30 protein-coding genes and 1 pseudogene are annotated in these 26,436 nt (G+C 72.8%); 17 read left to right on the top strand and 14 right to left on the bottom strand.

Features of this window, described 5'->3' with window-relative positions; all coding sequences use genetic code 11:
• Window positions 1–13: 13 nt before the first annotated feature.
• Together ACZ5CW_RS23960 and ACZ5CW_RS23955 are read right to left on the bottom strand one after the other, a co-directional pair.
• Window positions 14–775, bottom strand: a complete 762-nt coding sequence (locus ACZ5CW_RS23960; RefSeq protein ID WP_468604539.1) for a PDC sensor domain-containing protein — start codon at window positions 773–775, stop codon at window positions 14–16.
• A 37-nt stretch (window positions 776–812) separates the two neighbouring features.
• A complete protein-coding gene (locus ACZ5CW_RS23955; protein WP_468604536.1) occupies window positions 813–1,553 on the bottom strand; it encodes a FadR/GntR family transcriptional regulator in 741 nt (246 codons plus the stop codon).
• 109 nt (window positions 1,554–1,662) lie between these two features.
• Between ACZ5CW_RS23955 and ACZ5CW_RS23950 the strand changes: the two genes are divergently transcribed.
• The 10 genes and pseudogenes from ACZ5CW_RS23950 to ACZ5CW_RS23905 all read left to right on the top strand — a co-directional run bounded on the left by ACZ5CW_RS23950 (window position 1,663) and on the right by ACZ5CW_RS23905 (window position 9,120).
• Entirely contained in the window at window positions 1,663–2,694 is a 1,032-nt protein-coding gene (locus ACZ5CW_RS23950) for an ABC transporter ATP-binding protein (protein ID WP_468604534.1), read from the top strand.
• 68 nt (window positions 2,695–2,762) lie between these two features.
• Window positions 2,763–3,962, top strand: a complete 1,200-nt coding sequence (locus ACZ5CW_RS23945; RefSeq protein ID WP_468604532.1) for an ABC transporter substrate-binding protein — start codon at window positions 2,763–2,765, stop codon at window positions 3,960–3,962.
• A gap of 3 nt (window positions 3,963–3,965) precedes the next feature.
• Entirely contained in the window at window positions 3,966–4,856 is an 891-nt protein-coding gene (locus ACZ5CW_RS23940; RefSeq protein ID WP_468604530.1) for an ABC transporter permease, read from the top strand.
• Between the two features lie 46 nt (window positions 4,857–4,902).
• Window positions 4,903–5,718 (top strand): ABC transporter permease, encoded by an 816-nt coding sequence (locus ACZ5CW_RS23935; RefSeq protein WP_468604528.1) that lies wholly within the window; start codon window positions 4,903–4,905, stop codon window positions 5,716–5,718.
• A 69-nt stretch (window positions 5,719–5,787) separates the two neighbouring features.
• Window positions 5,788–6,468 (top strand): maleylpyruvate isomerase N-terminal domain-containing protein, encoded by a 681-nt coding sequence (locus ACZ5CW_RS23930; RefSeq protein ID WP_468604526.1) that lies wholly within the window; start codon window positions 5,788–5,790, stop codon window positions 6,466–6,468.
• 102 nt (window positions 6,469–6,570) lie between these two features.
• Window positions 6,571–6,852: a hypothetical protein gene (locus tag ACZ5CW_RS23925; protein WP_468604524.1), complete on the top strand. Its 282-nt coding sequence runs from the start codon at window positions 6,571–6,573 to the stop codon at window positions 6,850–6,852.
• Window positions 6,853–7,045: 193 nt separating this feature from the next.
• Window positions 7,046–7,210: a hypothetical protein gene (locus tag ACZ5CW_RS23920; protein WP_468604522.1), complete on the top strand. Its 165-nt coding sequence runs from the start codon at window positions 7,046–7,048 to the stop codon at window positions 7,208–7,210.
• 2 nt (window positions 7,211–7,212) lie between these two features.
• A complete protein-coding gene (locus tag ACZ5CW_RS23915; protein ID WP_468604520.1) occupies window positions 7,213–7,488 on the top strand; it encodes a DUF4190 domain-containing protein in 276 nt (91 codons plus the stop codon).
• A gap of 348 nt (window positions 7,489–7,836) precedes the next feature.
• Window positions 7,837–8,505, top strand: a pseudogene (locus tag ACZ5CW_RS23910) (hypothetical protein); the annotation flags it as partial.
• A 63-nt stretch (window positions 8,506–8,568) separates the two neighbouring features.
• The gene (locus ACZ5CW_RS23905) at window positions 8,569–9,120 is read left to right on the top strand and encodes a hypothetical protein (RefSeq protein WP_468604826.1); all 552 of its coding nucleotides are present in this window, start codon (window positions 8,569–8,571) and stop codon (window positions 9,118–9,120) included.
• A gap of 150 nt (window positions 9,121–9,270) precedes the next feature.
• On the opposite strand, the gene ACZ5CW_RS23900 is transcribed toward ACZ5CW_RS23905, so the two are convergent.
• Together ACZ5CW_RS23900 and ACZ5CW_RS23895 are read right to left on the bottom strand one after the other, a co-directional pair.
• Entirely contained in the window at window positions 9,271–9,435 is a 165-nt protein-coding gene (locus ACZ5CW_RS23900; protein ID WP_468604518.1) for a hypothetical protein, read from the bottom strand.
• A 118-nt stretch (window positions 9,436–9,553) separates the two neighbouring features.
• Entirely contained in the window at window positions 9,554–9,973 is a 420-nt protein-coding gene (locus ACZ5CW_RS23895) for a CBS domain-containing protein (protein WP_468604516.1), read from the bottom strand.
• A gap of 191 nt (window positions 9,974–10,164) precedes the next feature.
• Between ACZ5CW_RS23895 and ACZ5CW_RS23890 the strand changes: the two genes are divergently transcribed.
• Complete coding sequence (locus tag ACZ5CW_RS23890; protein ID WP_468604514.1) at window positions 10,165–11,046, top strand: DMT family transporter; 882 nt, start codon at window positions 10,165–10,167, stop codon at window positions 11,044–11,046.
• 89 nt (window positions 11,047–11,135) lie between these two features.
• Here ACZ5CW_RS23890 and ACZ5CW_RS23885 read toward each other — a convergent pair whose 3' ends face one another.
• Together ACZ5CW_RS23885 and ACZ5CW_RS23880 are read right to left on the bottom strand one after the other, a co-directional pair.
• On the bottom strand, window positions 11,136–12,182 hold the full coding sequence (locus tag ACZ5CW_RS23885; RefSeq protein ID WP_468604512.1) for a cytochrome P450: 1,047 nt from the start codon (window positions 12,180–12,182) through the stop codon (window positions 11,136–11,138).
• A gap of 218 nt (window positions 12,183–12,400) precedes the next feature.
• On the bottom strand, window positions 12,401–12,481 hold the full coding sequence (locus ACZ5CW_RS23880) for a tryptorubin family RiPP precursor (protein WP_359481243.1): 81 nt from the start codon (window positions 12,479–12,481) through the stop codon (window positions 12,401–12,403).
• Between the two features lie 463 nt (window positions 12,482–12,944).
• Here ACZ5CW_RS23880 and ACZ5CW_RS23875 point away from each other — a divergent pair, with 463 nt between their 5' ends.
• Window positions 12,945–13,433 carry a hypothetical protein gene (locus ACZ5CW_RS23875; protein ID WP_468604511.1) on the top strand — a complete coding sequence of 163 codons (489 nt, stop codon included), beginning with the start codon at window positions 12,945–12,947 and terminating at the stop codon, window positions 13,431–13,433.
• A 101-nt stretch (window positions 13,434–13,534) separates the two neighbouring features.
• Here the strand turns inward: ACZ5CW_RS23875 and ACZ5CW_RS23870 are convergent, their stop codons facing one another.
• Window positions 13,535–14,155 (bottom strand): TetR/AcrR family transcriptional regulator, encoded by a 621-nt coding sequence (locus tag ACZ5CW_RS23870; RefSeq protein ID WP_468604509.1) that lies wholly within the window; start codon window positions 14,153–14,155, stop codon window positions 13,535–13,537.
• 94 nt (window positions 14,156–14,249) lie between these two features.
• Between ACZ5CW_RS23870 and ACZ5CW_RS23865 the strand changes: the two genes are divergently transcribed.
• A complete protein-coding gene (locus ACZ5CW_RS23865) occupies window positions 14,250–15,071 on the top strand; it encodes an NAD(P)H-binding protein (RefSeq protein ID WP_468604507.1) in 822 nt (273 codons plus the stop codon).
• A 117-nt stretch (window positions 15,072–15,188) separates the two neighbouring features.
• On the opposite strand, the gene ACZ5CW_RS23860 is transcribed toward ACZ5CW_RS23865, so the two are convergent.
• Window positions 15,189–15,578: a RidA family protein gene (locus tag ACZ5CW_RS23860; RefSeq protein WP_468604505.1), complete on the bottom strand. Its 390-nt coding sequence runs from the start codon at window positions 15,576–15,578 to the stop codon at window positions 15,189–15,191.
• Window positions 15,579–15,633: 55 nt separating this feature from the next.
• A complete protein-coding gene (locus ACZ5CW_RS23855) occupies window positions 15,634–16,116 on the bottom strand; it encodes a carboxymuconolactone decarboxylase family protein (protein WP_468604504.1) in 483 nt (160 codons plus the stop codon).
• 121 nt (window positions 16,117–16,237) lie between these two features.
• Between ACZ5CW_RS23855 and ACZ5CW_RS23850 the strand changes: the two genes are divergently transcribed.
• Window positions 16,238–17,218, top strand: a complete 981-nt coding sequence (locus ACZ5CW_RS23850; RefSeq protein WP_468604502.1) for a pirin family protein — start codon at window positions 16,238–16,240, stop codon at window positions 17,216–17,218.
• Between the two features lie 186 nt (window positions 17,219–17,404).
• On the opposite strand, the gene ACZ5CW_RS23845 is transcribed toward ACZ5CW_RS23850, so the two are convergent.
• Window positions 17,405–17,881, bottom strand: a complete 477-nt coding sequence (locus ACZ5CW_RS23845) for a hypothetical protein (RefSeq protein ID WP_468604500.1) — start codon at window positions 17,879–17,881, stop codon at window positions 17,405–17,407.
• Between the two features lie 300 nt (window positions 17,882–18,181).
• Here ACZ5CW_RS23845 and ACZ5CW_RS23840 point away from each other — a divergent pair, with 300 nt between their 5' ends.
• Complete coding sequence (locus tag ACZ5CW_RS23840; RefSeq protein ID WP_468604499.1) at window positions 18,182–18,943, top strand: dienelactone hydrolase family protein; 762 nt, start codon at window positions 18,182–18,184, stop codon at window positions 18,941–18,943.
• A gap of 294 nt (window positions 18,944–19,237) precedes the next feature.
• On the opposite strand, the gene ACZ5CW_RS23835 is transcribed toward ACZ5CW_RS23840, so the two are convergent.
• The gene (locus ACZ5CW_RS23835; RefSeq protein WP_468604498.1) at window positions 19,238–22,051 is read right to left on the bottom strand and encodes a M4 family metallopeptidase; all 2,814 of its coding nucleotides are present in this window, start codon (window positions 22,049–22,051) and stop codon (window positions 19,238–19,240) included.
• Between the two features lie 323 nt (window positions 22,052–22,374).
• Here ACZ5CW_RS23835 and ACZ5CW_RS23830 point away from each other — a divergent pair, with 323 nt between their 5' ends.
• Window positions 22,375–23,148 carry a polysaccharide deacetylase family protein gene (locus ACZ5CW_RS23830; RefSeq protein ID WP_468604497.1) on the top strand — a complete coding sequence of 258 codons (774 nt, stop codon included), beginning with the start codon at window positions 22,375–22,377 and terminating at the stop codon, window positions 23,146–23,148.
• Between the two features lie 75 nt (window positions 23,149–23,223).
• Complete coding sequence (locus tag ACZ5CW_RS23825; RefSeq protein ID WP_468604496.1) at window positions 23,224–24,225, top strand: aminoglycoside phosphotransferase family protein; 1,002 nt, start codon at window positions 23,224–23,226, stop codon at window positions 24,223–24,225.
• Between the two features lie 32 nt (window positions 24,226–24,257).
• On the opposite strand, the gene ACZ5CW_RS23820 is transcribed toward ACZ5CW_RS23825, so the two are convergent.
• The 3 genes from ACZ5CW_RS23820 to ACZ5CW_RS23810 form a co-directional block, all read right to left on the bottom strand.
• A complete protein-coding gene (locus tag ACZ5CW_RS23820; RefSeq protein ID WP_468604494.1) occupies window positions 24,258–25,148 on the bottom strand; it encodes an SDR family oxidoreductase in 891 nt (296 codons plus the stop codon).
• A gap of 131 nt (window positions 25,149–25,279) precedes the next feature.
• Entirely contained in the window at window positions 25,280–25,462 is a 183-nt protein-coding gene (locus ACZ5CW_RS23815) for a hypothetical protein (protein ID WP_468604492.1), read from the bottom strand.
• A gap of 157 nt (window positions 25,463–25,619) precedes the next feature.
• Window positions 25,620–26,234, bottom strand: a complete 615-nt coding sequence (locus ACZ5CW_RS23810) for a TetR/AcrR family transcriptional regulator (protein WP_468604490.1) — start codon at window positions 26,232–26,234, stop codon at window positions 25,620–25,622.
• Between the last annotated feature and the right edge of the window lie 202 nt (window positions 26,235–26,436).

Genomic DNA, 26,436 nt, shown 5'->3' with positions numbered 1-26,436 from the left:
GGCGGCACGTGCGTCAAGCCTGCACGAGCACCAGCGGAACCCCCCGGCACGGCACGAGCCGCATGCCGTCGTGGGTGGCGGGCCGGCCCTCGGCGAGGAGTTCTCCGAAGTCCGGGCCCTTGGTGAGGGAGCCGGCCAGGTGGGCGGGGTCGGCGGAGGCGGCGACCCGGCCGCGGGCGTTCACCAGCCGGGCGGGGCGGGTCAGGCGCCGCAGCAGCGGCAGCACGGCCGCTTCGAAGTGCCGCAGATACACGTCGGCGGCGGTCACTCCGGCGAACCGCCCCTGGATGAGCACCGGTTCGGACAGGGTGAGGCTGTACTCGTCGGAGCAGAGGTAGTCGACGTACGGTCCGGCCACGGCCCGGCGCCCGGTGTCGCGGGGCAGCGTGAACCAGTCCCAGTGGGTGTAGTCGGAGTACGCCGACCGGCCGGGATCGAGGTCGAGGAGGAGGGGGCGTACGTCGCCCCCGGCGCCCGACTGCCACCACTCGAGCCAGGCGGGTACGTCGGCCAGCAGGCCGGGAGCGGCGACGAAGCCGACCCCGGAGACGAGTGCCTCGTGGTTCAGGCGCAGGTGCAGTCCGGGGCGCAGGGCCGCGAGGTCGGCGCTGACGGGCCGCCGGTCCTGCGCGGCCACCCGGTCGAGCAGAGCGGTCGTGTCCGCGCGGGTGGCGGCGACCGTCTCGAAGACGGCCTCCAGCGCGCCGCCCACCTGTCCGGCCACCCACGTCTCCGTCTCCGTGTCGAGGGTGGCGAGCCCGGGGCTCCAGCCCATGGTGTCCTCCAGCGCACGGGAACCGGACGCGGCGCGGTCAGAGGGTGAGGCGTACGGCGACGAGCCGCGCCGTCGACTCCCTGACGCACCGCTCGGCCAGCGTGCCGGCCGTTTCGTGGGCCCCATCCTGCACGGCGGAGATGACCAAGCGGTGACGCTCCGCAACTTCTTCACGATATGCGTCGTCGGCCAGGACCAGGCACAGCAGGGCGCCGACCTCGCTCTGCAGCGCGACCTGTTCGCGGGTGAGCCGGGCGGACTGGGCGGCGGCGGCGAGTTCCACATGGAAGCGGCCGTACAGGCGGGCGCGCGCTGCCGCGTCGCCGGCGTCGGTCAGCTCGTCGGCGGTTCGGCGCAGCGGGTGGAGGTCGTCGGGTCCGGTGCGCTGGGCGGCGAGGCGGGCGGCGGCCCCGGACAGGGCGGCCCAGTGGTCACCCAGGTCGCGCAGCTCCTCGGTGCTCCAGCCGCGCAGCCGTGTCTTGAGGCGGTCGTCGGCGGGGACCTCGGGCAGGGAGACGAAGCTGCCGCCGCCGCGGCCTCGCCGGGTGGTGAGCAGGCCCTGCTGCCGCAGGGCCATGAGCGCCTCGCGAAGGGTGACGGTGGAGACGCCGAGCCGGCCGGCCAGCTCGGTCTCGCCGGGGAGTTGCTCGCCGTCGGCGAGGAGGCCGAGTTCGATGGCGTCGCCGATGCGACGGACGACCGCGTCCACGCGGGCCCGGTTGTCCACCGGGCTGAAGACGGCCTTGCGGGTGCCACCGTCGATCTCGTGCTGCCTCACGGCCACCACCTCGTGCGTTGACTCAAGCTTTACCCTAAGGGCCCCTTGAGCTTTGAACTATGACTTCATATGTTTACGGGAACGTACAGCGCGCCAGAAAGGTTCCCGTATGGAGGGAATTGCGATCCGGCTGCAGGACCTGCGGAAGTCGTTCGGGGAGACGGCCGCCGTGGCCGGGGTCGACCTGGAGATCCGGGACGGGGAGTTCTTCTCGATGCTCGGCCCGTCCGGGTCCGGGAAGACGACGGTCCTGCGGCTCGTCGCCGGGTTCGAGACACCCGACCAGGGCCGGATCGAACTCGCCGGACAGGAGGTCACCGGCCTCGCCCCGTTCGAGCGGGACGTGCACACCGTCTTCCAGGACTACGCCCTGTTCCCGCACATGACGGTCGAGCAGAACGTCGCGTACGGACTGCGGATCCGCAAGGTGCCGAAGGCCGAACGCCTCGTCCGAGCCCGCAAGGCACTCACCGAGGTACGCCTCGAAGGCTACGGCCAGCGGCGCCCGGCCCAGCTCTCCGGCGGACAGCGCCAGCGCGTCGCACTCGCCCGCGCACTGGTCGGCCGGCCCCGGGTGCTGCTGCTGGACGAGCCGCTCGGCGCCCTCGACCTGAAACTGCGCGAGCAGATGCAGGTCGAACTCAAGGCGCTCCAGCGGGAGGTGGGCATCACCTTCGTCTTCGTCACCCACGACCAGGAGGAGGCCCTGACGATGAGCGACCGCATCGCCGTCTTCGACCAGGGCCGCATCGCCCAGGTCGGCACGCCCGCGGAGATCTACGAACGCCCGGCGACCCCCTTCGTCGCCTCGTTCGTCGGCACCTCGAACCTGCTCGACGGAGAGGCGGCCCACCGGATCGTCGGCACCCCGGGCACGTACAACATCCGGCCGGAGAAGATCCGCGTCCTGAAGGAGTCCGCCGAGCCGGACGAACCGGAGCACGCGACCGCCACCGGCACCGTCGCCGAGGTCGTCTACTTCGGCGACGCCACCCGCTTCCTGGTCGACCTCGACGGCGGCGGCCGGCTCACCGCACTGCAGCAGAACCTGGAGACCTCCTCCGAGGACGTGGCCGCCTACCGCGGCACCCGGGTGCGCCTGCGGTGGCACCGCCGGCACGCCGTACGGCTGCCCTCCTGACCGCCCTCCTCCCGCCCTGGTCGCCCCCGTCCCGCGTCCCGCTCCTCACGTCCCCCAGGGAGAACGCCGTGCGTCTCAACCGAATCCCCCGGGCCGCCGCCGCGGCCGCCGCACTGCTGCTCGCCGCCGCCTGTGGTTCCTCCGGCGACTCCGGCGGTTCCTCCGCCACCGGGCTCAACCCGCCCGACCTCAAGGCCCCGGCCAAGCTCGGCACGACGGAAGGCCAGGTCAACCTGATCGCCTGGGCCGGCTATGTCGAGGACGGCTCCGACGACCCCGAGGTGGACTGGGTCAGCGCCTTCGAGAAGCAGACAGGGTGTCAGGTCCACTCCAAGGTCGCCGCCAGCTCGGACGAGATGGTCAAGCTGATGAAGACCGGCGAGTACGACGCCGTCTCCGCCTCCGGGGACGCCTCCCTGCGCCTGATCGCCTCCGGTGACGCCGCCCCCGTCAACACCGACCTGATCCCCAACTACAAGGACGTCTTCAGCGGTTTGAAGAACGGCGCCTGGAACTCGGTGAAGGGCAGGATGTACGGCATCCCGCACGGCCGGGGCGCCAACCTGCTGATGTACGACACCGAGAAGGTCAGGCCCGCGCCCACCTCCTGGTCCGCCGTGTTCGACGACGCCGCACGGCACAGGGGGCACGTCACCGCCTACGACTCGCCGATCTACATCGCCGACGCGGCCCTGTATCTCAAGTCCACCAGGCCGGAGTTGAAGATCAAGGACCCGTACGCCCTGGACCAGAAGCAGTTCGACGCGGCCGTGGCGCTGCTGAAGCGGCAGAACGCGAACGTCGGCGAGTACTGGAGCGACTACCTGAAGGAGGTCTCCGCCTTCAAGAGCGGCGACTCGGTGGTCGGCACGACCTGGCAGGTGATCGCCAACCTCGCCTCCTCCGAAGGCGCGAAGGTCAAGGCGCTGGTCCCGAAGGAGGGTTCGACCGGCTGGTCGGACACCTGGATGGTCTCCGCCAGGGCCAAGCACCCCGACTGCGCCTACAAGTGGCTGGACTGGATCGTCTCCCCCAAGGTCAACGCCCAGGTGGCCGAGTACTTCGGCGAGGCCCCGGCCAACTCCAAGGCGTGCGCCGAGACCAGCGACAAGAACTTCTGCACGGTCTACCACGCGGCCGACGAGAGCTACTGGAAGAAGATCGCCTTCTGGAACACGCCCATCGAGCAGTGCCTCGACGGCCGCAAGGACGTCACGTGCGTGCCCTACGCCAAGTGGGTGCAGGCCTGGACCGAGATCAAGGGCTGAGCCGTGACGACCGACGTGACCGCCGCCGGCCGGGGTTCCGTCCGGCGGCTCGCCGGAACGCTGCACCGCAGGCCCCGGCTGCGGCTGGCCCTCCTGCTCACCGCCCCCCTGCTGTGGCTGGCCGTCCTCTATCTCGGCTCGCTGGCGGTCCTGTTCGTCTCCGCGTTCTGGACGACCGACTCCTTCACCTCACAGGTGGTGAAGGTCTGGTCGACGGACAACTTCCACGAGCTGTTCACCACCCCGGTCTTCCGGCAGGTGGTCCTGCGCAGCGTCGGCGTGGCGTTCGCCGTGACCGCGCTGTGCGCACTGATCGCCTTCCCCGTCGCCTTCTACACCGCGCGCGTGGCCAGGCCGAGCCGGCGTCCCCTGCTCGTCGTGGCGATCCTCACCCCCCTGTGGGCGAGTTACCTGGTCAAGGTGTACGCCTGGCGGCTCATCCTCTCCCAGGGCGGGCTCGCCGACTGGATGCTCGCGCCGTTCGGGCTGAGCGGTCCCGGCTTCGGCCTGCCGGCCACGGTCCTCACCCTGACCTACCTCTGGCTGCCGTACATGATCCTGCCGATCCATACGGCCCTGGAACAGCTCCCGGCCGATCTGCTCGACGCGTCGGCCGACCTCGGGGCGCGGGCGGGGCGGACCTTCCGCTCGGTCGTGCTGCCGATGGTGCTGCCGTCGGTGGCCGCCGGTTCGGTGTTCACCTTCTCCCTCAGCCTCGGCGACTACATCACCGTGCAGATCGTCGGCGGCAAGACGCAGCTGATCGGCAACCTCGTGTACTCCCACATCGAGCTGAACCTGCCCATGGCCGCCGCGCTGGGCACGGTGCCCGTGGTCGTGATCGTCCTGTACCTGCTGGCGATCCGCCGCACGGGCGCCCTGAACAGCCTGTAGCCCGCCCGCCCCGGTTCGCCCCGCACGCCTGGAGAAGAAGGGCCTCATGCATCTCAGCCGCACCGCGCACATCGCCCTGCGCATCGGCGCCGGGCTCGGATTCGCGGTGATCTACGTCCCGCTCCTGCTCGTCCTCGTCAACTCCCTCAACCCCGACCGCAGCGCGAGCTGGCCGCCGCCGGGGCTCACCCTGCGCTGGTGGTCGGCGGCCGCGCACAATTCCGGTGCCCGCGAGGCGCTGTGGGTCTCGGTGAAGGCGGGGCTCGGCGCCACCGCGATCGCGCTGGTCCTCGGTACCCTGATCGCCTTCGCCGTGGCCCGCCACCGCTTCTTCGGCCGCGACACCGTCTCCTTCGTCGTCGTCCTGCCCATCGCTCTCCCGGGCATCGTCACGGGCATCGCCCTCAACTCGGCCTTCAGCACGGTCCTGGAGCCGCTCGGCGTGGGTCTCGGACTGTTCACGGTGATCGGCGGCCACGCCACCTTCTGCATCGTGGTGGTGTTCAACAACGTGGTGGCACGGCTTCGGCGTACGGCTGGCTCGTACGAGGAGGCGGCCATGGACCTCGGGGCGACCACGTTCCGCGCGTTCGCCGACGTCACCTTCCCCTTGGTCCGCTCCGCACTGCTGGCCGGCGGCCTGCTCGCCTTCGCCCTGTCCTTCGACGAGATCGTGGTCACGACGTTCACCGCGGGGCCAGGCGTCGAGACCCTGCCCGTCTGGATCTTCGGCAACATGACCCGCCCGCAGCAGGCGCCGGTGGTGAACGTCGTCGCCGCCGTCCTCGTCCTGCTGTCGGTCGTCCCGATCTACGTCGCCCAGCGCCTGTCCGCGGACACGGCTACATCGAGCCGGGTGTGAGGAACCACTGCTGCGTACCATGCGTGAGGCCGTGGCCGACGACACGCCATGGGGCAAAGAGGGAGAGGCATGACGACAGGTGACGCCACGAGTCCGGCGGACACGCTGCGCGCGGCCTACGCGGCCGCCTCGGCCGTCGTCGCGGACCTGGGCGACGAGGAATCGTGGCTGCCGACCGGCTGCACGGGCTGGGCGGTCCGCGACCTCGTCTTCCACTGTCTGCAGGACGCCCAGCGCGCGCTGGTGGCCCTGCACACGCCGTCGGACGAGCCCGTCGACCGGGACGCGGTGACGTACTGGCGGGACTGGCGGCCGGGCACCGCGGGGGCGGCGAACGGCCGGCGCTGGGTGCGGGTGAACGCGAGCATGTTCCTGGACTTCCGTCAGTTGCGGGAGCTGTACCTGGAGACGCTCGCGGCGGCCGTGCACGCCGCGCAGGTGGCCGATCCCGCCCGGAACGTGGCCACCCAGGGGCACGTGCTGACCGCCGGCGACCTGATCACGACCCTCGCCGTGGAGGCGACCGTCCACCATCTCGACCTGACCGTCCGGCTCCCGCTCGCCCCGGAACCCTCCCCCGCGGGCCTGGCCGCGGTGCGGGCCACGCTGGACGGTCTGCTCGGCCGGGCCGCCCTGCCGGACCTGAGCGACGCGCACTACGCGCGCGTGGGCACCGGGCGGACCGCGCTCACCGACGTCCAACGCGCTGCCCTGGGCACGGCGGCGGACCGGTTCCCGCTGTTCGGCTGAGGTTCCTCCGGCGCCCCGGCCGCACACCCGACACGGGGACACGGGCGGGCGACACCTGCGCGGTGCGGGCATGCCGGTCGGGTTGGTGGAAACCTGCGCCCCATGAACAACCCTCCCAGCGTCAACAGTTACGTCGACCGGGTCACCGCCGGCCCCGGCGGGGCCATGACCGACGAGGTCGGCGTCATCACCGGCGATCTCACCGTCGCGACCATCCTCCTGTCCGACGGCCACAGGGTGCGCGTCGCCATCCAGCATTCCGGCGGCGACACCTGGTACACCCTCGCCGGCAGCCCCGCCCCGGTGCCGGCCGGCCGGCTCGCGGCCTACCACCGCGACCTGTTGGGCCGCATCCGCCGGGGTGGCGGAACACGCGCCACCTGAGCCGGGACCGGCGCTGCTGCCGCTCCGTCGGGTTCGGCTGCGTGAGACGGCCGTCGCGGGTAACCCGCGATGTCATGAACGCGTTGAGGAAGCGGCCGCAGCAGCCGCCGCACAGGCAGCCGGGGAAACAGCCGACGCGTCCGGCGGGGAACCCGCCGTCCGCGGCCACCACCACCGCAGCGGGGAGGTAGGCGTGCTCTTCCTGGTCGTCGCCCTGCTCCTGCTGGGCATCGTCGTCGGAGCGGCCGCCTATCTCCCCTGGCCCCTCACCCTGGTGCTCGGCGCGCTCATCGCCGTCTGGCTCGTCGTCTTCGCGGGACGCGAGCGGCGGCGCCGTGACCGGACGAGGAGGGCCTGACGATGCGGCTGACCGCTCCGCCCTCGAGCCGGACGGGCCGGCAGGACACCGAAGGCATGGCCGTGGCCTCCTTCGTCCTCGGACTCGTCGGGCTGCTCGTTCTCAACGTCGTGCTCGGCCCCATCGCCATCGTGCTGGCCGTCATCGCCCTTCGCCGGGACACCCCACGCCGGTTCCGCGCGCTCCTCGGACTGGGGCTCGGCGTCGCGGACCTGGTCGTGCTCGCCGTCCTGGCGTCCGCGCACGGAACGGCGTCCTGGTCCGTGTGGGGCGGCTGAGCACACCGGCAGAGGGGCCGCCGGGTTTCGGCGCCCGCGTCCGGGGGAGTCGGTGCGCGTGATCTCGTACGGACCTCGGCGGGGCTCGGACGGCCGCCACGGGCTGTGGTTCCCGTCCGTCGAGGTGATCCGCCCGGTGCTGCCGGCCGCCCGCGGGGCGGGGTGGCCGTACCCCGCCGGACGCCTGGAGCCGGCGCGGCGCGCGGGCCCGGTTGCCCCCACCGGTGCCCGGCGGGGCGGCGGGCCCCTCCCTCACCTGCCCGTCCGTCCGGGCGAGCCGATCCGGCCCACCCGCGTGGACGTGCGGCCGACCGTGCGCCGGCGTTCATCCGCCCGCGCCCCGGACGGATGAACGCGTCCGCGCCGGGCCCCGCGCGCGCCGCTCGGGCGACCCCGTCCGCGGCGGGCCCGGCCCGAGCCGCCCGGGTGCGCTTCGACGGCTGGATCGCCGGGATCGGAACGGCGTCCGGCACCCGCGTGGTGCTCGGCCACTGGCCCCGCTCGCCCTTCGGCCCGTTCAGCGACGTGATGCTCGAGCGGGAGGACGGCCACCGCCTGCTGCTGGCCCCGACCCGGCGCACGGCGGACTTCATCGCCGGCACCTACATCTTCGACGAGGTGCGGGTCGTACCGGTACGGGTCCGCGTCGCCGGAGACCACTGGACGGTCACCGCCGGCTCGCTGCTCGACCTGCGCCTCACCGTCGGCCGCCGGAGTCCGCCGGGCTTCCTGCTGCGGGCCGTCCCCGGCGCGCTGGCCGCCCGGACCGGCTGGACGGCGCTGACCGACCCGCCCGCCCGCCTGCTGCTCGGCACGCGGACCCGCGGGAGCGCCGGTGGCGGCCGGCGCGAGTGGTACGGCGCCCGCGACCTGCACCGGATCACCGCGGCCAGCGCCGTCCACGCGGGGCGGGACCTCGGCTCCCTCGCCCCGGTCGAGCCCGCCGTGCGGTTCGGTTTCGGCTCGACGCCCCGCACACCCTGCCTGGTACGCGTCACGACGACGGTGAGCGAGCCGCGCCCGGCCGAACGCCGTCGACGTCCCTGCAGCCGACCAGGCAAGCCACGAAGGAGGCCCGTCATGAACGGCCCGACGCGGTCCGGTACGCCCGGGCCCGAGTCCACCGGCGGCACCGACATGAAGCTGCTGGGCATCTATCTCAACGACCACCTCGCCGGCGCCACCGCGGGCACCCAGCGGGCCGGCCACCTGGCACGCGCCACCCGCGGTTCCGCGCTCGGCCGTGCCCTGGACCCCGTCGCCGTGGAGATCGACGAGGACCGGGCGGCGCTCCTGGACATCATGCGGGACCTGGACGTCCCCGTGCGCCACTACAAGGTCTGGGCGGCGTGGGCCGCCGAGAAGGCGGCGCGGCTCAAGGGCAACGGCCGCCTGGTGCGGCGCTCTCCGCTCAGCACCGTGCTGGAACTGGAGGCGCTGCGGCTGGGGGTGGAGGGCAAGGCGGCCGGATGGACCACCCTGCGCCTGCTCACCTCGACCGACGAACGCCTGGATGCCGACCTGCTCGACACGCTCCTCGACAGGGCCCGGCGCCAGCAGGACACGGTGGAGGAGTGGCGCGTACACGAGGCCGACCAGGCCCTGCACGCGGCGGGCCGGGACGCCGCGTGACCGGATGGACGACGAGGCCGGCAGGGTCCTGGGCCGCGCCCCAGGACACCGGGATCGCGGCGACGGCCGTCGCCGCGGCATGACGACGCGTCTCCGGGAGGCCGAGGCAGGCGTCACCGCGGATCTGATACCACGTCAACACCGGGTGGGCTACAGCCCGTCGACTTCTCCATGAACGCGCAGAAGGCGGATCCGGGCCTCGGTCGAGCCCGGCGGCGGTTCGGCCACGGCCATCGTGCGGACGTCGGTGACCTCGGGCAGCGCCGGGACCGTCGACCTGACGGTGGGCGGCGCACCGAGCGGCGTCATGGCCACGCTCAGCCCGCCTCGGTCACCGCGTGCGGCACCGCCACGCTGACGGCCAGGGCCTGCGCCTCGAACGACCTGAGCGTCCCCCGACCCGCCCCGCCGGCCGGCCGGTCCCACCCGGGGTTCACCTGGTGGGACCGGCCGCGCTGATGAGGCCCAGCGTGGACTCGGGGTCGTACTCCACCGCCACATCGCCCAGGGCGACGATCCCGACCACACGCCCGTCCTCGACGACCGGCAGCCGGCGCAGCGCCTTGCCCCGCATCAGCTGCACGGCACGGTCCACGTCGTCGTCCGGTGCCACGGTGACCAGCTCATTGCTGCACGCCTCGGCCACCGTCCGCCCGGTGACGTCCCCGCCGTCGGCCAGGATCCGCACGGTCAGGTCCCGGTCGGTGACCAGTCCGCGCAGCCGGTCGCCGGAGCAGACCAGGACCGCGCCGATGTTCTCGTCGCGCATGCGGGCGGCGACCTCGCAGACCGGGGTCTGCGGCGCCACCGCGACCGGATTGCACGTCATGATCTCGCGGACCGCCTGAGCCATCCACTCCTCCAAGTCCCTCACCCGCCCGGCCTTGTCGGGCAGGTACCCCGGATTCGCCCGTACCGCTCGTCCGGACCGACCGCTTCCGGCACCTGGTACCGGCCGCCGGGCCGGGCACGGCGCCGCCGCCTTTCGTAGGCTGAAGAGGCCCGGCCTCCTCCGGGAGGGCTGCCCGCAGGCGGGAGACGGTCGTGATCGAACTGGCCGCGGCGTTCGCCGTCGCGGGAGCGGCGAGCAACGCCGTGGGCACCGCGTTCCAGCGCAAGGCGGCCTCGGCCAGCAGCCGCGGCGGGATCCGGCTGCTCGCGGAGCTGGTGCGCCGGCCCTTCTGGATGATCGGCATGGCCGGCGTGATCTGCGCCGCGTTGTTCCAGAGTCTGGCCCTGGTCAACGGCCCGCTCGCGCTGGTCCAGCCGCTGTTCATCCTGGAGCTGCCGTTCGCGCTGCTCGTCGCCGCCCCGCTGATGCACCGGCGGCTGCCCCCTTCGGGCTGGTGGGGTGTCGGCGGCTGTGTGGCGGGCCTCGCCGTGCTGCTCGTCGCGGCCGCCCCGCACGGCGCGACCGCTCAAGCGCCCCTCAGCCGGTGGATCCCGGCCCTGTGCCTGTGTGTCGGTGTGATGGCCGCGGCCGTTCTCCTGGCCGGCCGGGGACACCCGCCGGCCCGGCGCGCCGCGTTCCTGGCCGCGGCCTCCGCGACGGGCAACGCGCTGACCGCCGCCCTTCTGAAGTCGGCCAGCAGCACGTTCGCCGACCACGGCTTCACGGCGTTCCTGCGGTCCTGGCAGACGTACGGTTTCGCGCTGGCCGGCGTCGCCTCCGTGCTCCTGCTGGAGAACGCGCTGCAGGCCGGTCCCCTGGCCGCGGCGCAGCCCGCGCTGACCATCGGCGACGCGGTGGTGAGCCTGACCCTCGGTGTCACCCTCTTCGACGAGCGGATCCGCACCGGGTGGCGGCTCGTGCCGGAGGCCTGCGGCGCCCTGCTGATCGTCGTCGGCGTGCTGGTCCTCAGCCGGGCCGTCCAGCGCATCATCGCGCTGCCGGCGCCGGCCGAGGAGCAGCGCCAGGCGACGTGAGGCCCGCTCAGGGGGCGGCGACGAGCGGCGGCTCTCCCCGGTCGGAGCCTGTGGCCAACGGCCCGCGGGGGTCTTCCGAGGCGCCGCCGTCAGCTCGGCCGCCTCAGCCGTACGTCCTCCACGCCCAGCAGACCGAGGAGCGGGACCTTGCCGATCCTCTGAGCGGGGTCGACCACGAGCCCGGCACGGCGGATCAGGTCCAGCAGCAGTTCGGCGAGCGGCATGACCATGTGCCTGCCCCAGCAGCGCTCCGAGGTGTGCCCGAAGGGCAGGTAGCCGGGGGCGGTGTCGGGGTCGAGGGTGTCCCAGCGTTCCGGACGGAAGGCGTCCGGGTCCTCCCACAGGGCCGGATCGCGGTGGGAGAGCAGGGGCAGCAGCAGGACGTCGTCGCGCTCGCCGATCCGGTCGTCGACGGCGGGGTATTCGGGCGAGGCGTTGCGCAGGATGTTCCAGGAGGGCGGGAGCAGACGCAGGGACTCGAGGATGATGTTCCGGTTGGGCGTGCCGTCGCCGAAGGGCGCACCGAGCCAGAGGGCGTTGGCCACGAGGGTGGAGACGGTGAAGCACACGGGGGCGGCCGCTCTGCGGTACATGCCCATCGCGTACCGGCGTTCCTGGTAGCCCTTCGCCTGCGCGGCCCGCCCCGCGAGGCCGGTGAGCCGGCCGCTCGGCCGGGGCCAGCCGGGCAGGGCGGCACCGATCGCGATCACCGACCAGGTGAGTTTGGGGGTGAGTTCGAGGTTGCGGCTCATCAGCATGCGCAGCCGGTAGGGGTCCTGGCCGAGGATGAGGTCGCGCAGGAAGAGGTGCCCGGTCAGCGGCCAGGGGCCGGTCAGATCCACCCCGTCGGGCAGGGGCCCGGCCAGCGCCTCGCGTACGTCGTCGCCGATGGTGCGGGTGATCGTGGAGGCCTCGCTGCGCGTGATGGAGCGCCCGTGCAGCGGCTTGAAGGTGGGGCGCTCGGTCTCCGTCGCCCGGCGCGCGGCCAGGATGCGGTCAGCGACCTCGTGTCCCGCGACGCCGACCGTGTCGGGTTCCAGCCGGAAGACGTCCCGGCCCAGGTGGTCGCCGATGAGCGCGGCGAGCCGCGGGGCGAACACGGTGGTGCGCTCGAGCGCTGCGGATGACGGCGGCATGGTTTCTCCGATGCGGGAGGGAACGGAGGCCTTCCGGTGCGGGCAAAGGCTCTACGGTGCGGGCGGGAAAGGGAGGCTTCCCGAGGTGCGAGGTGGAAGCGGAGACCCTCCGGTCCGGCGAAGGCGGCGTGACGCGGCGGACACCGCTGCCCGACCGGCCGTGGGGCGGACGCGGCCGGACAACGATGTCACCTCGACTGCACTGCGGTGGTGCGGGGTCAGTACCAGAGGTACCAGGCGTTCGCCTTGAGGCTCTTGGCGGCCGCGACCCGGTTGCGGATGGCGAAGAGAAGCTTCATCACTGCACCTCCTTTCCGGGGTGATCGACTGACACGCGTCGGCGCCGGAGCGGACCGGCGAAGATCACGTGCCGGTGACCCCGGGAAACTTCCCTACTCCGATCACCGGGTAATCACTACAGATCCCAAAATCCCTGCCAGGCGGTCGATTCAGGACTTTGTCCGATCATCGGCGATCCGCTTTGACTCGACGCCGAGGCGAGCCCCGGCCAACCCGCCGCCGGGGCTTCCCGCACTGCTGGAGGGCGGTACCGCGCGTCCGGATGCCGGACGACCCATGGGCGAGAGCGGACGCGCACCGGCCGTCCGTCCACCTCTCCACCGGCCGGAGATTGGCCGGATGCGCACGCAGCACGTCACCGTGCCTGGCGAGATGCCGCCGTTGACCTGGTTGGTCCCCCATGACAGGTTCGGACGACCCCGCCCGGCCGGACCGGGCGGACGAAGGGGAGGGAGAACGACCATGATGTCAGACGACAGAGCCACCGGACGCTTACGGCTGCGCGCAGCCGTCGCGGTGACGACAGCGGTGATGGCGGTGGCGGTCACGGCCGGACCGTGCGCCGCCGCGGTGGACGGCACCCGGCCCGGCACGGCGGCGGCCGTCGCGACCGGCACCCTGGCCGATCCGGCCCCCGAGGAGCAGGAGCACCTCCGGGAAGTGGCCGGCGCGATCTGGACACCGGAGCTGGCGGCCGGGTGGAACATGAACTCCGACGTGGCCGACGTCCTGTCGACCGCCACCGGGGAGATCCTCAAGTGCAGCGAGGCCTTCGCGCTCGTCCCCCGCCCGCCGGGTTTCGTCCCCGGGATCGGCTATCTGGTCAGCTACTGGAAGAACCTCCGGGACTATTTCCTCGTCGTGAAGGACAACCGCACCTACCGCGCCTGCGTGGTCACGGCGGCCGCCAACTACCGCTCACCGATCGAGATCGCCTCGATGGGCATCTGAGGCCCCTGGGCACGGCCTTTCCGCCGACGGACCGGTCCGATGCCCGCCCGGGCCGGTCCACCCCGGCTGCCGCCCCGGCCTGCCTCCCGTCCGCCCTGACGTCAGCCCCGGCCTTCGGCGATCCCGTCGATCCAGACCTCAAGCCGTGCGCCCTGGGCGGCCATCAGGTCCGGGTCCCGGAGCGTGTGGGTGAGGACCGACATGCCCTGGTAGGCCGCGACGAGTTCGACGGCGAGGGCGGCCGCGTCGGAGCGGCCGAGCTGGGCGAACTGGGACGCCACCCAGTCGAGCAGGACCCGCATGACCTTCGCGGAGGCCTGGCCCAGATCGTCGTCCCGCTTGTCGAGTTCGGTGGCGAGGGTGCCGAAGGGGCAGCCGAAGCGGGCAGCCGTCTCCCGCTGCTCGACCCAGCCGGCGACGAGCGCCTTCAGCCGGGCCGCCGGGTCCGGGAGCGTGTCCAACCGGGCGGTGAGCGCCCCGAGTCGGTCGCAGTGGGCGTCCACGGCGGCTTCGACCAGCTGGTCCTTGGCCTTGAAGTAGTAGTAGACGTTGCCGAGCGGAACGTCGGCCGCGCGGGCGATGTCGCCGAGGGTGGTCTTCTCCACGCCCTGCTCATGGAAGACCTGAACGGCCGCGTTCACCAGGCGTTCGCGCTTGCCGCCCCGCCCGGATCGGCCCGGCCGCGGCGCATCGGCCGTCGCGGCGGATTCTGAGTCAGTCACCTGACTGAGGATAGTCAACGGATGGACAACCGCACGCGGCGCACACTATCGTCTCGACTTAGTTAGTCAACTAACTCACTCGGGGAGGAACCTCATGATCGTTGTCACGGGCGCCACGGGGAACGTCGGGCGGACGCTGGTCGCCGAGCTGGTCACGGCGGGGGAGGCGGTGACCGCCGTCGCGCGGCGGATCGGGAACGAGGACGTTCCGCGGGGCGTGCGGGCCGTCGCCGCCGACCTCGGCCGGCCGGAGAGCCTCGCCCCCGCACTGGAAGGGGCCAAGGCCCTGTTCCTGCTCGTGGCGGGCGAGGACCCGGTCGGCGTTCTGCGGCAGGCCACCCGGGCCGGGGTCACGAAGGTGGTGCTGCTGTCCTCGCAGGGCGTGGGCACCCGACCGGAGACGTACACGCACGCCGCGGCCTTCGAGGCGGCCGTGGCCGGATCCGGGGCGGCCTTCACCGTCCTGCGCTCGGGCGGGATGGCGTCCAACGCGTTCGCCTGGGCGGAACCGGTGCGCCGTTCCCGCACCGCGGCCGCGCCCTTCGCCGACGTCGCCCTGCCGTTCGTCGATCCGGGCGACGTCGCCGCGGCCGCCGCAACCGTCCTGCGCGAGGACGGCCACGACGGTGCCACGTACACACTCACCGGTCCGGCGGGCACGACACCGCGCCAACGGGCCGCCGCCATAGCCGAGGCGCTCGGCGAACCGGTGACGTTCGTGGAGCAGAGCCGCGAGGAGGCCCGGGCGCAGATGATGCGGGTCATGCCCCCCGCGGTGGCCGAGGGCACGCTGGCCATTCTCGGCGAACCCACCGCCGAGGAGCGGGCGGTGGGCACGGACGTGGAGCGTCTGCTCGGCCGGCCCGCCACGCCGTTCGCCGCCTGGGCGGCGCGCAACATCGCGGCCTTCCGCTGAGCCCCGCGCCGCACATCCCTGCGCGCCGCCGCCCATCCCCGCCGCCCGGGTGATCTCCTCTCGGTCCCCGGCCCGCTTCCGGCAGTTCGCCGGCCGGCACGGCGCCCGGGGCCCGGGTCAGTCCGCGCGGCGGCGGGCGTACACCTCTATCTCGATCTTCATGCGGGGGTCGGCGAGGCCGCACTCGAGCATGGTGGCGGCCGGGCGGACCTCGCCGAAGCAGCGGCGCAGCACGGGCCAGCAGGGCTCGAAGTCGGCGCGGTCGGGCAGCAGGTAGCGCACCCGCACGACGTCCCCGAAGGTGCACTTCGCCTCGGTGAGCGCGGCCTCGATGTTGCGCAGGCACTGTTCGGCCTGTTCCACCACGTCGTCCGAGATCGTCATGGTGGTGTAGTCGAAACCGGTGGTCCCGGAGACGTGCACCCAGTCGCCGTCGACCACGGCACGGGCGTAACCGATCTGCTCCTCGAAGGTGGAGCCGCTGAGGATCGCGCGTCGTTCTGTCATGCGCGGAACGCTAGGTGGACCGCATCAGCCACGTCCACCACGGGAAAGGCCGCCGTCACTGCTCCGGGCGGACCGGATGCCTGCTCATGATCGAAACCCGGTTGAACGCGTTGATGGTGACGGCCACCCAGATCACCGCCGAGATCTGGTCGTCGGTGAGCACCTCGCGCGCGGCGGCGTAGGCGGTGTCCTGCGCGGCTCCGTCCGCGGCCGCGGTGGTCGCCTCGGCCAGCGCCAGTGCGGCCCGCTCGGCGGGCGTGAACAGGTCGGTGTCCCGCCAGGCGGCGAGCACGCCGAGGCGCTGGGGCGTCTCGCCCGCGCGCAGCGCGGCGCGGGTGTGCACGTGCAGACAGTAGGCGCAGCCGTTGATCTGCGACACGCGCAGGTCGACCAGTTCGATCAGAGCGCGGTCCAGGCCGGCCTCGGCGGCGACCGCCCGTACCGCCTCGGAGGTCTGCACCAGGGCGTGGTACGCCTTGGGGCTCTGCTTGTCGACGTAGATCCGCCGGGTGGCGCCGGCCGGGACGGTACTGGTCAACCTGGACTCCTCCGGGTGCCGCCGCCTGCTCCGCGCGAGTGGGTGCGGGGAGCCGGATTCGGGGCTATGATCGGGCACAGTTGTTGAAATTAAAACTATCATGGATGGGAGGTGGGCTCCGGTGAGCGACACCGAAGCGAGGCCCGCCGACATGCGGAGCGGCTCCCCCGCCGAGGGAAGCCTGCCGGACACGGCCGCGCGGGTCGAGATCCTCACGCCCCGCGACGTGCCGCTCGGCGGCCCCCGCGCGATGACGGTACGGCGCACGCTGCCCCAGCGGACCCGCTCCCTGATCGGCGCCTGGTGCTTCGCCGACCACTACGGTCCCGACGACGTCGCCCGCAGCGGCGGGATGGACGTCGCCCCGCACCCGCACACCGGGCTGCAGACGGTGAGTTGGCTGTTCAGCGGGGAGATCGAGCACCGGGACAGCCTGGGCAGCCACGCCCTCGTACGGCCCGGCGAGCTGAACCTGATGACCGGCGGCCACGGCATCGCCCACTCCGAGGTCTCCACCCCCCGCACCACCGTGCTGCACGGCGTCCAGCTCTGGGTCGCGCTCCCCGAGGAACACCGCCACACCGAGCGGGACTTCCAGCATCACGTCCCCGAGCCGGTGCGCCTCGACGGTGCCGTGCTGCGGGTCTTCCTGGGCACCCTCGCCGGGGCGGTCTCCCCCGTGCGGACCTTCACCCCGCTGCTCGGCGCCGAGATCGTCCTGGAGCCACGCGCCACGCTCGCCCTGACGGTGGATCCCGGCTTCGAGCACGGCGTCCTCGTCGACCAGGGTGACGTCCGTGTCTCCGGCACCCTGCTGCGGCCGGCCGAGCTGGGACATGTGCCCGACGGCGGTGACACCCTCACCCTCGTCAACGAGTCGGACGGCACCGCCCGCCTCGTCCTGCTCGGCGGGCCGCCCTTCGGCGAGGAGATCGTGATGTGGTGGAACTTCATCTGCCGTTCGCACGAAGAGGTCGTGCAGGCCCGCGAGGACTGGATGGCGGGGACCCGCTACGGCGAGGTGAAGGGCTACGACGGGGATCCGCTGCCCGCGCCGGAACTGCCGAACGCACCGCTGAAGCCGCGGGGAAGGGTGCGCTGAGCCGGGGACGGAGCAGGCCCTCGGGTGCTGCGGCGCACCCGTGACCGCTGGTCGTCCCCTGCTCCCCGCCGTCCGGCCGCCTGTGCCGCCTCAGGACCGCGCGGCCCCGTGGCACCCCCGCGGGCCCTCGTCAGGGGCCGCCCGCCGGGGCCCGGTGTCCTGCCCGGCGCGTTCAGTGACGGAGGATCAGCCGCACCGGATCTCCCCGGTGTTGAGGCGGTAGGTCACCCCGCCCCGGACCAGCGAGCCGCTCACGTGGATGCACTCCCCGGTCGCGTCGAACCAGGTGTAGAGCGGCCCGGCGTAGTAGTGGTAGTTGGCCGGGTGCTCCTGCGGCGGGTCGGCGGAGTAGTCGCCGCTCGCGTCGAAGAGGTACAGCGTGATGTTCGACGCCAGGCCGTCGTAGGGGCTGGACCAGAACTTCACGCAGTTGCGCTTGGTCGAGGCGTTCCAGTAGGTGCGCGCGTAGCCGCCCCCGTTGCGCCCCGAAGGGCTCTTGGCCCAGTACGTCTTGCCGTCCCAGCTGCCGCTGCACTCGACGGCCGCGGGGGCGGCGGCGGTCGGCCCCGCCGGTGCCGCCTGCGCGCTGGGTGCCGCGACCAGACCGAGCATCAGCGCCATGACGCCGAGGCCCAGCAGCCGTGTTCTCCGTAAACGCTTCATCCGCGACTCCTGTGGTGAGATGCCGTCAGCCCGGGCCGTACCCGGCATGCTCCGCTTCCCCCGGGAACGGCACCCGGCGTTTCACGAAATCTCCGCCGGATTCCGTCCGGGCGAAAAGAGTTGGCCGGGACGACGCCCGCGCTGATAGCTTGCGGGCGACCGTGACACCGTGCGAGGAGGTGAGACCCATGAACGCTGTATCCGTGTGGGTGCTCCCCCGCTGCTTCACGGTCGGGCGGTCGACATAGGTGTCGCCGGGAGCGCCTCGAGAACAAGGCACTCCCCGAGAGGCAACAACCTATGCATTCCTTGCATGTCACCGCGCAGGCATCGACGGACGGTGTCGTCGAACGCGACTTCACCGTGGGTGAGGTCCCCGGCGTCCTCTGGTCGCCCGTATCCGGCCCCGATCGCGCGCCTCTGGTGCTGATGGGCCACGGTGGCGGCACGCACAAGAAGGCACCGGCGATGGCGGGCCGTGCGCACCGTCTGGTGACCGCCTGCGGTTTCCACGTCGCCGTCATCGATGCGCCCGGTCACGGTGGCCGGCCGCGCACGGCGCACGACGAGCGGGAGATCGCCGTGATGCAGCGGGCGATGGCCGCGGGCGAGCCGGTCGGCCCGATCGTCGTCCGCTACAACGCCCACCTGGCGGAGCGGGCCGTGCCGGAGTGGCAGGCGACGCTGGACGCCCTCCAGGAGCTGCCGGAGATCGGTGCCGAGGGGCCGGTCGGCTACTTCGGCCTGAACATGGGCACCGCGATCGGGGTTCCGTTGACGGCGGTGGACCCCAGGATCACCGCCGCGGTCTTCGGCGTCTTCTGGCACGATTCCCTGGCCGAGACGGCGAAGCGGATCACCGTCCCGGTCGAGTTCGTGCTCCAGTGGGACGACGAGCACATCCCGCGCCGGTCCGGTCTCGCGTTGTTCGACGCCTTCGCCTCGACGGAGAAGACGTTGCACGCCAACGCGGGCAGGCACAAGGAGGTGCCCAGGTTCGAGGTCGACAGCGCGGTCCGGTTCTTCGCCCGGCACCTCGGCCGGGCCGTCACGCCGGCCTGACCTGACGGGCATCGGCGTCCGGCCACCGGCCGGACGCCGTTCCCGGTTCCGGCGCCCGGGTCCCGCAGGTCCGCCTCCGGGTCCCGGCCCCGGCGGAGTACCACCACCGGGTCGTCCTTCGGGCCCGAGCCGTAGTCCGGTATCGGTCGTGTACGGCACGGGGTACCCCGATCCGGGCCGGGGTGCGCGTCGGCGGGTGCGGCCCGCCGGCCGGCTGTCCGGCGGGCCGCGGCTCATCCCTGTCCGGCCGGGCTCCTCGTGGTGCCGGGTCCCGTCCGGCTCATCTTCGTCCCGTCAGGCACATGTGCCGCTGGGACGGGCGCGGGTCACCACGTCACTGATGCCGGTGGTCGCGTCGAGCCAGATGACCCGGGTGCCGTCGGCCGCGGCGGCGGACAGCTGCTCGCCTCGGTTGCAGGAGACCCGGCTCCGGCGCATGCCGTCGCCCTGGTGCTGCGGTGTGAACTGCCAGAGCTTGGACAGCGACGCGTTGCCGGTCTCGGCAGCGGGCGTGCGGGCGACCATGGTCACCGCTTCGGCGGAGGCCGTCACATCGGAGACGTTCAGTGCGTCGGGACCGCTCTCGGGGCTGAGGTCGGTGGCGGCGGAGCCGTCGAGGCCCGCGCGGCGCAGGGTGGTGGTGCCGTTCTGCGGGGTCCGGTCGAGCAGCCAGTAGACGTGGTCGCCGGTGACGGCCGTGGGGCCGAGGCCGGTCTGCGGGGCGGCCTGCTCGACCACCGTCTCCGCGCCGGTGGCCACATCGATCACCCGGGTGCTGGACTCGTACACCGCCTTCACCCGCTGCCGGTCCTGGTAGACGACCTTGCCGTCGCTCACCGACGGGAAGGTCGCCCGGTGGTAGGTGCCGCCGCCGATCGTCACCACGTTCGCCGGGTCCTTCAGGCTCAGGTACGCCACGCCCGCTCGGCCGCCGTGGTTGTTGTACGCGAAGGCCACGACATCGCCCTCGACGTCCAGCGCGGCGCCGACGCTGCGGCCGTGCCAGAGGGTGCGCACGGGTCCGCCGGCCAGGGGCCGCGCCAGGACGTCCACGCCGGAGGCGCCGTGCGCCTGCCACACCACGGTCCTGCCGTCGGTGGCGGGGTTGACGTGGTAGCGGCCGTCGTTGGGGCTCATCAGCTTCAGCTGTCCCTTGCCGTCGGTCCGCCCGGCCCACACCGAGTACGGCTCGGCGCCTGATTCGTCGGAGTTGGCGGCGACCCACCAGCCGCCGCCTGCGCCGAGGTGTGTGTCGAAGGTGTTGACGCGTTCCAGGAGCAGGTCGGAGTCGACGCCGAGGGCCTTCTCCCAGTTCGGGACGATGCCGTGCGCGGTGAAGGCGCGCTGGACGGCCGAGACGTTCTTCCCGCCGGCTTTGACGTCCTTGGCGGCGGCGATCACGGCGTTGCGGCCCTGGGTGAAGCCGTCGAGCGGGGTGAGGTACTCGGTGAGTGCCTTGTAGACGATTCGGTCGGCCAGGTCGGGGCCGAGGTCCTCGCGGATGTCCCAGAGCGCACCGGAGAAGAGGGTGGAGTTGAGGTGCACGCCGCCGTTGTCGGTGCCGAACCCGACGCCGAGGAAGGATCCGGCGGTGGTCCGGCCGTCGTCGAGGTCGCGGAAGGCGCAGTCGCGCGGGCTCTTGGTCCGGCACAGCGTCTGGCCGAGGAGCCCGGAATCCGGGTCGTCCACGGGCAGGTGGTAGGCGTCCGCCTCGATGGCGTTGCCGAAGTAGTCGGCGAGGGCCTCGTTCATGGCGCCGGACTGGCCCGCGTAGACGAGGCCGGCGGAGTGTTCGACGACGCCGTGGGTCATCTCGTGGCCGACCACGTCCAGTGCGGCGGACAGCGGGCGGTACTCGGCGTCGCCGGAGCCGTAGACCATCTTCCGGCCGTCCCAGAAGGCGTTGACGTACGGCTGTCCGTAATCGGTCGCGCCGACGAGGGAGTCGACGGTCATGCCGTGTCCGTCCAGGCTGTCCCGGCCGAACTTGTTCCGGTAGTAGTCGTAGACCTGGCCGGCGGCCCAGTGGGCGTCGACCGCGCCCGAGTCGGTCGCCTCGGCGCCGAACCGCGGACCGGGCGAGGCGAACTCCCGCAGGTCCTCGGGCCAGGCGCCGGACAGGTCGCTCGCCCATCGGCCGCGCGCGTCCCAGGTGGCCAGGACGTTGTCGGGCCGGCTCTGGATGCGGGAGCGGTCGCGCAGCACGTAGGTGTCGCGGGCGTCGTCGTGCGTGATGCCCAACTCGACGTCCTGGCCGTCCAGTTTGACGCCGGAGCCGGTCGCGCCGGGGGCGGGCTCGTCGGAGCGGGCGACGGCCGTGCCGCTCCGCCCGGCCGTCGTGCCGGGGACGGGCTCGTCGGCGCGGGCACCGGCCGAAGCACCCTGCCCGGCCGTCGTGCCGGCCGCGCCGAGGGTCCGGATGCCGCTGTACCGCAGGACCGGGTAGCCGGCCCGCGCGTCGATGTACACCTCGCGCAGCACCGGCTCGCCGCCCGCCGGGTCCTCGCCCCGTACGGTGACGTGACGGGTGAGCACGCCGGTCCCGGTCGGCAGGACGACCAGGCCGTGGGAGGTGCCGGTCAGTTCGGGCAGGTCGTCCCCGGCCGCGGCCCGCGCGGCGAACTCGCGGGCGAGGAGGTCCTGTCGGACGGCGTCCACCGCGCGCTCGACGGCCAGATCGTCGTCGACCTCGGCGGTGGTGCCGGTCCGCAGCCCGGTGAAGTACCGGCCGGAGGTGCCGGTGACGATCCGCCCGCCACCCTGCCTCGTCATGCGGACCACGTACTCGCCGCCGAGGACGGGCACTTCGTGGTACGTCTGCCGCAGCCGTACGACCTCCCTGCCGCCGGTCGCGAGCGTGCCGGCGGGCCGCAGGTCACGGCCCGGATCGGTGATCCGGTAGCGGTCCTTGTGCGTGGCGAGGTACGCCCGTGCGGCGCCCGGCGCCGTCCGGGCGGCCGGCGCCTGCTCCCGAATGCCGTCCACCAGGGCGGGTGTCGCCGTCCGCGGCGCCGCCACGACCTCCCCGGGTCCCGGCGGTGCCGCGTCGGCGGGGCCCGACGGAACGACGAGTGCGGCGACGCCCAGGAGCACCGCCGCACCGGTCATGCCTCTTCGCCGGGTTCTCCACGCCGTCACCGGCCGTCCCGAGCGCGTTCTGAGATGACGCACTGTCTCCCCAACCCCCCACGAATTCAAGTCCGTTGACGGCGACGGGCCCGCCGCCGGGCAGGCCCATTGGAAGCGGTGGTGCGCCGGTGCATCAACAGGGCGGGCGGGACGACCGGTGGTTTCCGGACCCGGACTCGGGGGGTCTGTCGCGGAACCGCCGCGGAATTGTCCGTGATCGGTAACAGAGGGATCCCGTGATCGCACCCTGCCGTCCTGACAGGTGCACGGGGACCGAACGAGACGGCAAGGGCGGGGCGGACATGGCGCGGCATGGCGGGCGGGGATGGTACGGCCGGGTGGTCGCTGCGGCGGTCGGGGTCACCGCGGTGGCGGCCGCCACCTCGGTGTGGAGCGCGCAGGCCGGTCAGCCGGGCGGCGGGTCGGCCCGGCCGGGTGTCTCGGCGCAGCCCGCCGCGCCGAAGCCGGCGTCGGTGTCCGCCACCATCGCCCATGCCTCCGACGGGGGCGCGCACGCGGTCAACATCACCATCGACGACGGCCCGGACCCGGCGTGGACCCCGCAGGTGCTGCAACTGCTGCGGGACAACGGCGTGAAGGCGACGTTCTGCATGGTCGGCGCCCAGGCGCAGGCACACCCGGATCTGGTCAAGCAGGTGGTGGCGGCCGGACACCGGTTGTGCGATCACACCGTGTCGCACGACACCACCATGGACACCAAGTCGCAGGCCTACCAGTCGCAGCAGATCCTGGACGCCGAGCGGCAGATCACCAAGGCGTCCGGTGGCGTGCGCCCGATGTACTACCGGGCCCCGGGCGGCGCCTTCACCCCGTACAGCAGGCACCTTGCGGCCTCGCACGGGATGCGGCCCCTGGGCTGGAACGTCGACTCCAAGGACTTCGAGCGGCCGGGTACCGACGCCATCGTCACGACCGTCAAGACCGAGTTGGCCAACGGGCCCACGATCCTCTTCCACGACGCGGGCGGCGACCGCTCCCAGACCGTGGCCGCGCTGCGTACCCTGCTGCCCTGGCTGAAGCAGCAGGGGTACTCCTTCGGCTTCCCGGTCCGCTGAACGTCTCCTGACACGTCACACGGGTACACCGGAAATTCGATGGCCGCTGATCTGCGACGATGCTGGGATGGCGGGATGCAGCGGGAACGTTCGGTGATCGTGGACCGGGGCCGGTATCAGGACGCGGTGACTCCGTGGGAGCAGGAGTCCTGGCGTGCCTCGGCCCTCGGCTGGGTGGAGGGGCGGCTCGCCGCGCTCGGCGTGCACGCGGACGGCGACCTCGAGGTACGGCTGCGGCCGTGGTCCGTCCTGGTGCGGGTGCCGGTGCGGGCCCGGGGCGCGGTCTGGTTCAAGGCGAATCCGCCGGACAGCGCGTTCGAGGGCCCGCTGACCGCCGCGCTGGCCCGCTGGGTGCCGGGGCATGTGCTGAAGCCGCTGGCCGTCGACGCCGGGCACGGCTGGACGCTGCTGCCCGACGGGGGCGAGCTGTTCCGCGATGTGCTCACCCGGGAGCCGGTCGGGCCGGAGACCTGGGAGGATCTGCTCCGCCAGTACGCGAGCATGCAGTACGCCCTGGTCGCGCACGCGCGCGAGATCGAGCGGCTGGGCGTCCCCTCCGCCAGGACCCCCGGCCTGCCGGAGGTGTTCGACGAACTGCTCGCCGCGAACACCGCACTGCGTCCGGACGAACGCGCCCGGCTCGACGCCCTCCGGCCCCGCGTCGCGGACTGGTCCGCCGAACTCGCCTCCGCCGGGATCGCGGACACCCTCGACCACGCCGACCTGCACGACGGCCAGCTGTTCCATCGGGCACCGGGCCGGTTCACCTTCTTCGACTGGGGCGACGCCACCGTCTCCCACCCGTTCTGCAGCCTGCGGGTTCCCGCCGAGCGGGCGTGCGAGCGGTACGGGCCGCAGGTGCTGCCCCGGCTGCTCGACGCCTATCTGGAGCCCTGGACGGGTACCGGCCGCACGACGGCGGAGCTGCGCCGCGCGGCCGCTCTCGCCTGGCGCCTGAGCGCGCTGGGCCGCGCCGCCTCCTGGGGCCGCATGTTCCCCGACTCCTCCGGCACGGCGCCGGGAGCCGAGCAGGGTGCCCAGTGGCTCCTCGAGCTGTTCAACGAGCCGCCCTTCTAGGGAGGGGCGGATCCGGGGACGTCGGCCCGGTGTCAGGGCAGGGGGGTGCCGCCGGTGGCGTTGAGGATCTCCGCGGTGATGTAGCTCGCCTGGGGTGAGGCCAGGTAGACGTAGGCCGGGGCCAGTTCGGCGGGCTGGGCCGGGCGGCCGAGCGGGGACTGCTTCCCGAACTCCTCGGTGTCCGGCATGGTGGCGGGAATGAGCGGCGTCCACACCGGTCCGGGTGCCACCGCGTTGACCCGGATGCCGCGCTCGGCGACCATCTGCGCCAGCCCCTGCGTGAAGGTGACGATCGCGCCCTTCGTCATCGCGTAGTCCAGCAGGTGCGGGCTGGGCTTGTACGCCTGCACCGACGTGGAGTTGATGACGCAGCCGCCGGACGGGATGTGCGGCAGGGCGAACTTGGTCAGCCAGAACATGCCGTACAGGTTCGTCCGCATCACCCGGTCGAACTGCTCGGTGCTGATCGCTTCGATGCCGTCCGGCTGGGACATCTGGTAGGCGGCGTTGTTCACCAGGACGTCGATGCGGCCGAACTCCGACACCGCCCGCTCGATCAGCGCACGGCACCGGTCCTCGTCGCGGATGTCGCAGGAGACGGCGACCGCCTTGCGGCCGGCCTCCTCCACCAGCCGGGCCGTCTCGCGGGCCTCGTCCTCCTCCTCGGCGAGATGGGTGAACAGCACATCGGCACCCTCACGGGCGAAGGCCAGCGCCACCGCCCGTCCGATGCCGGAGTCCCCTCCCGTGATCACGGTCTTGCGGCCGTCCAGTCGGCCGGCGCCCCGGTAGGACTCCTCGCCGTGGTCGGGCGGCGGGTCCATCGGGCCGGTCCAGCCCGGATGCGGCTGGTCCTGGGAGGGGAAGTCGGGGCGGGGATGCCGGGTGACCGGGTTCGGCCGGTCACCGTACTGGTCTGTCACGGCGGCCTCCTGCGTCTTTCGGCGGGCGGGACAGACGGCCGGGTTCCCGGATCACGCCCGCCGAAAGGCGGTCGAGCCGCCCGCCCCTTCCGCGGCGGGCGCGTCGGGGCGCGGGCCGGCGCCGGTGTGCGTCAGACCGCCGGTGCGTCGTGGCCCATGCCGCGCATCCGGTCCCTGCGGGCGTTGTTGTAGATCCGCAGGAGGTGCTTCGCCACGGCACATCGAGCGGCATCGGCATGGCACTGGCGGCATGTCCGCATGTGCTGCTCGTACGTGAGGCGCGCGTTCTCGAGCGCGTCGTCGACAGATGACATGGATATCTCCGGGCAGGGCGCGTCCTGGGACGGCGCCGAGTTGACTGACTGGTACAACCGGAGACAAGGTCATCATGTTACTGGCGGTACTGGGAAACTCGTACTGATGCCGTCGGCCTCGCCGCCGCCGTGCGGTGGGGCCGGCCCGTCGGCGGGGTCAGCGCGGCCCGTCCCGCAGCAGCGAGCGAGCGTGGTTCATGAAGGCGGTCAGGCCCACCTCGAAGGCACGGTCGGCCCGGCCGTCGGGCACCGCGGCGAGCGCCTCCGCCAGGCGGGGGGTCGGGGTGCTGTCGGTCAGCTCCCACATCGTCTCCGGTGCGGCCAGGTCGAGGGCGGAGCCGAGCACCAGGTTCTCCAGCGCGATCACCAACGGCATGATCTCGGCGCGGTCGAACCCGGCCGCGAGCAGGAGGCCGACCGCCCGCTCGTACTGCTCCAGCACCCGGGGCGCTCGTACGGGTGACGTCATCAGCAGCGGAACGACCCGGGGGTGGGCGGCGAAGGCGGCGCGGTAGGAGCGCGCCCAGGCCTCGACGGCCGCGTCCCACGGGGCCAGGTCCAGGGTGGCCGCGTCGATCGCGGAGCAGACGTGCTCCCGCACCAGTTCCACGATGCCGTCCCGGCCGTCCACGTGGTGGTACACGGACCCGGTCTGCACGCCGAGCCGCCGGGCGATCTGCGGGACGCTGAAGTCGCCGGTCTCGTCGATCAGTCGCAGCGCCGTCGTCGTGATGCGCTCGCGATCGAGGAGCGGTGTGCGCGGCCGTCCCATGGTCAGCGTTCTCCCTGAGGTCTTCCCGGATGCCCGACGGCAGGCTACATTGCGCAAACCGAAAGCCTTTAGGTTTACGGCCTCCAGGCGTCCGCCATCCCCTCGTGCGCCGGGACGCGCCGGCCTGGGCGGCCCACCCCGGCCCGCTCGCCGGCGCCCGCGAACCCGGCTGCTCCGCCACCGGGACCCCCTCCCCCTCCGC

The sequence above is a fragment of the Streptomyces sp. NPDC031379 genome (assembly GCF_055569615.1).
The sequence above is the reverse complement of the archived record's forward strand: the minus strand, read 5'-3'. Positions and strand labels throughout refer to the sequence as shown.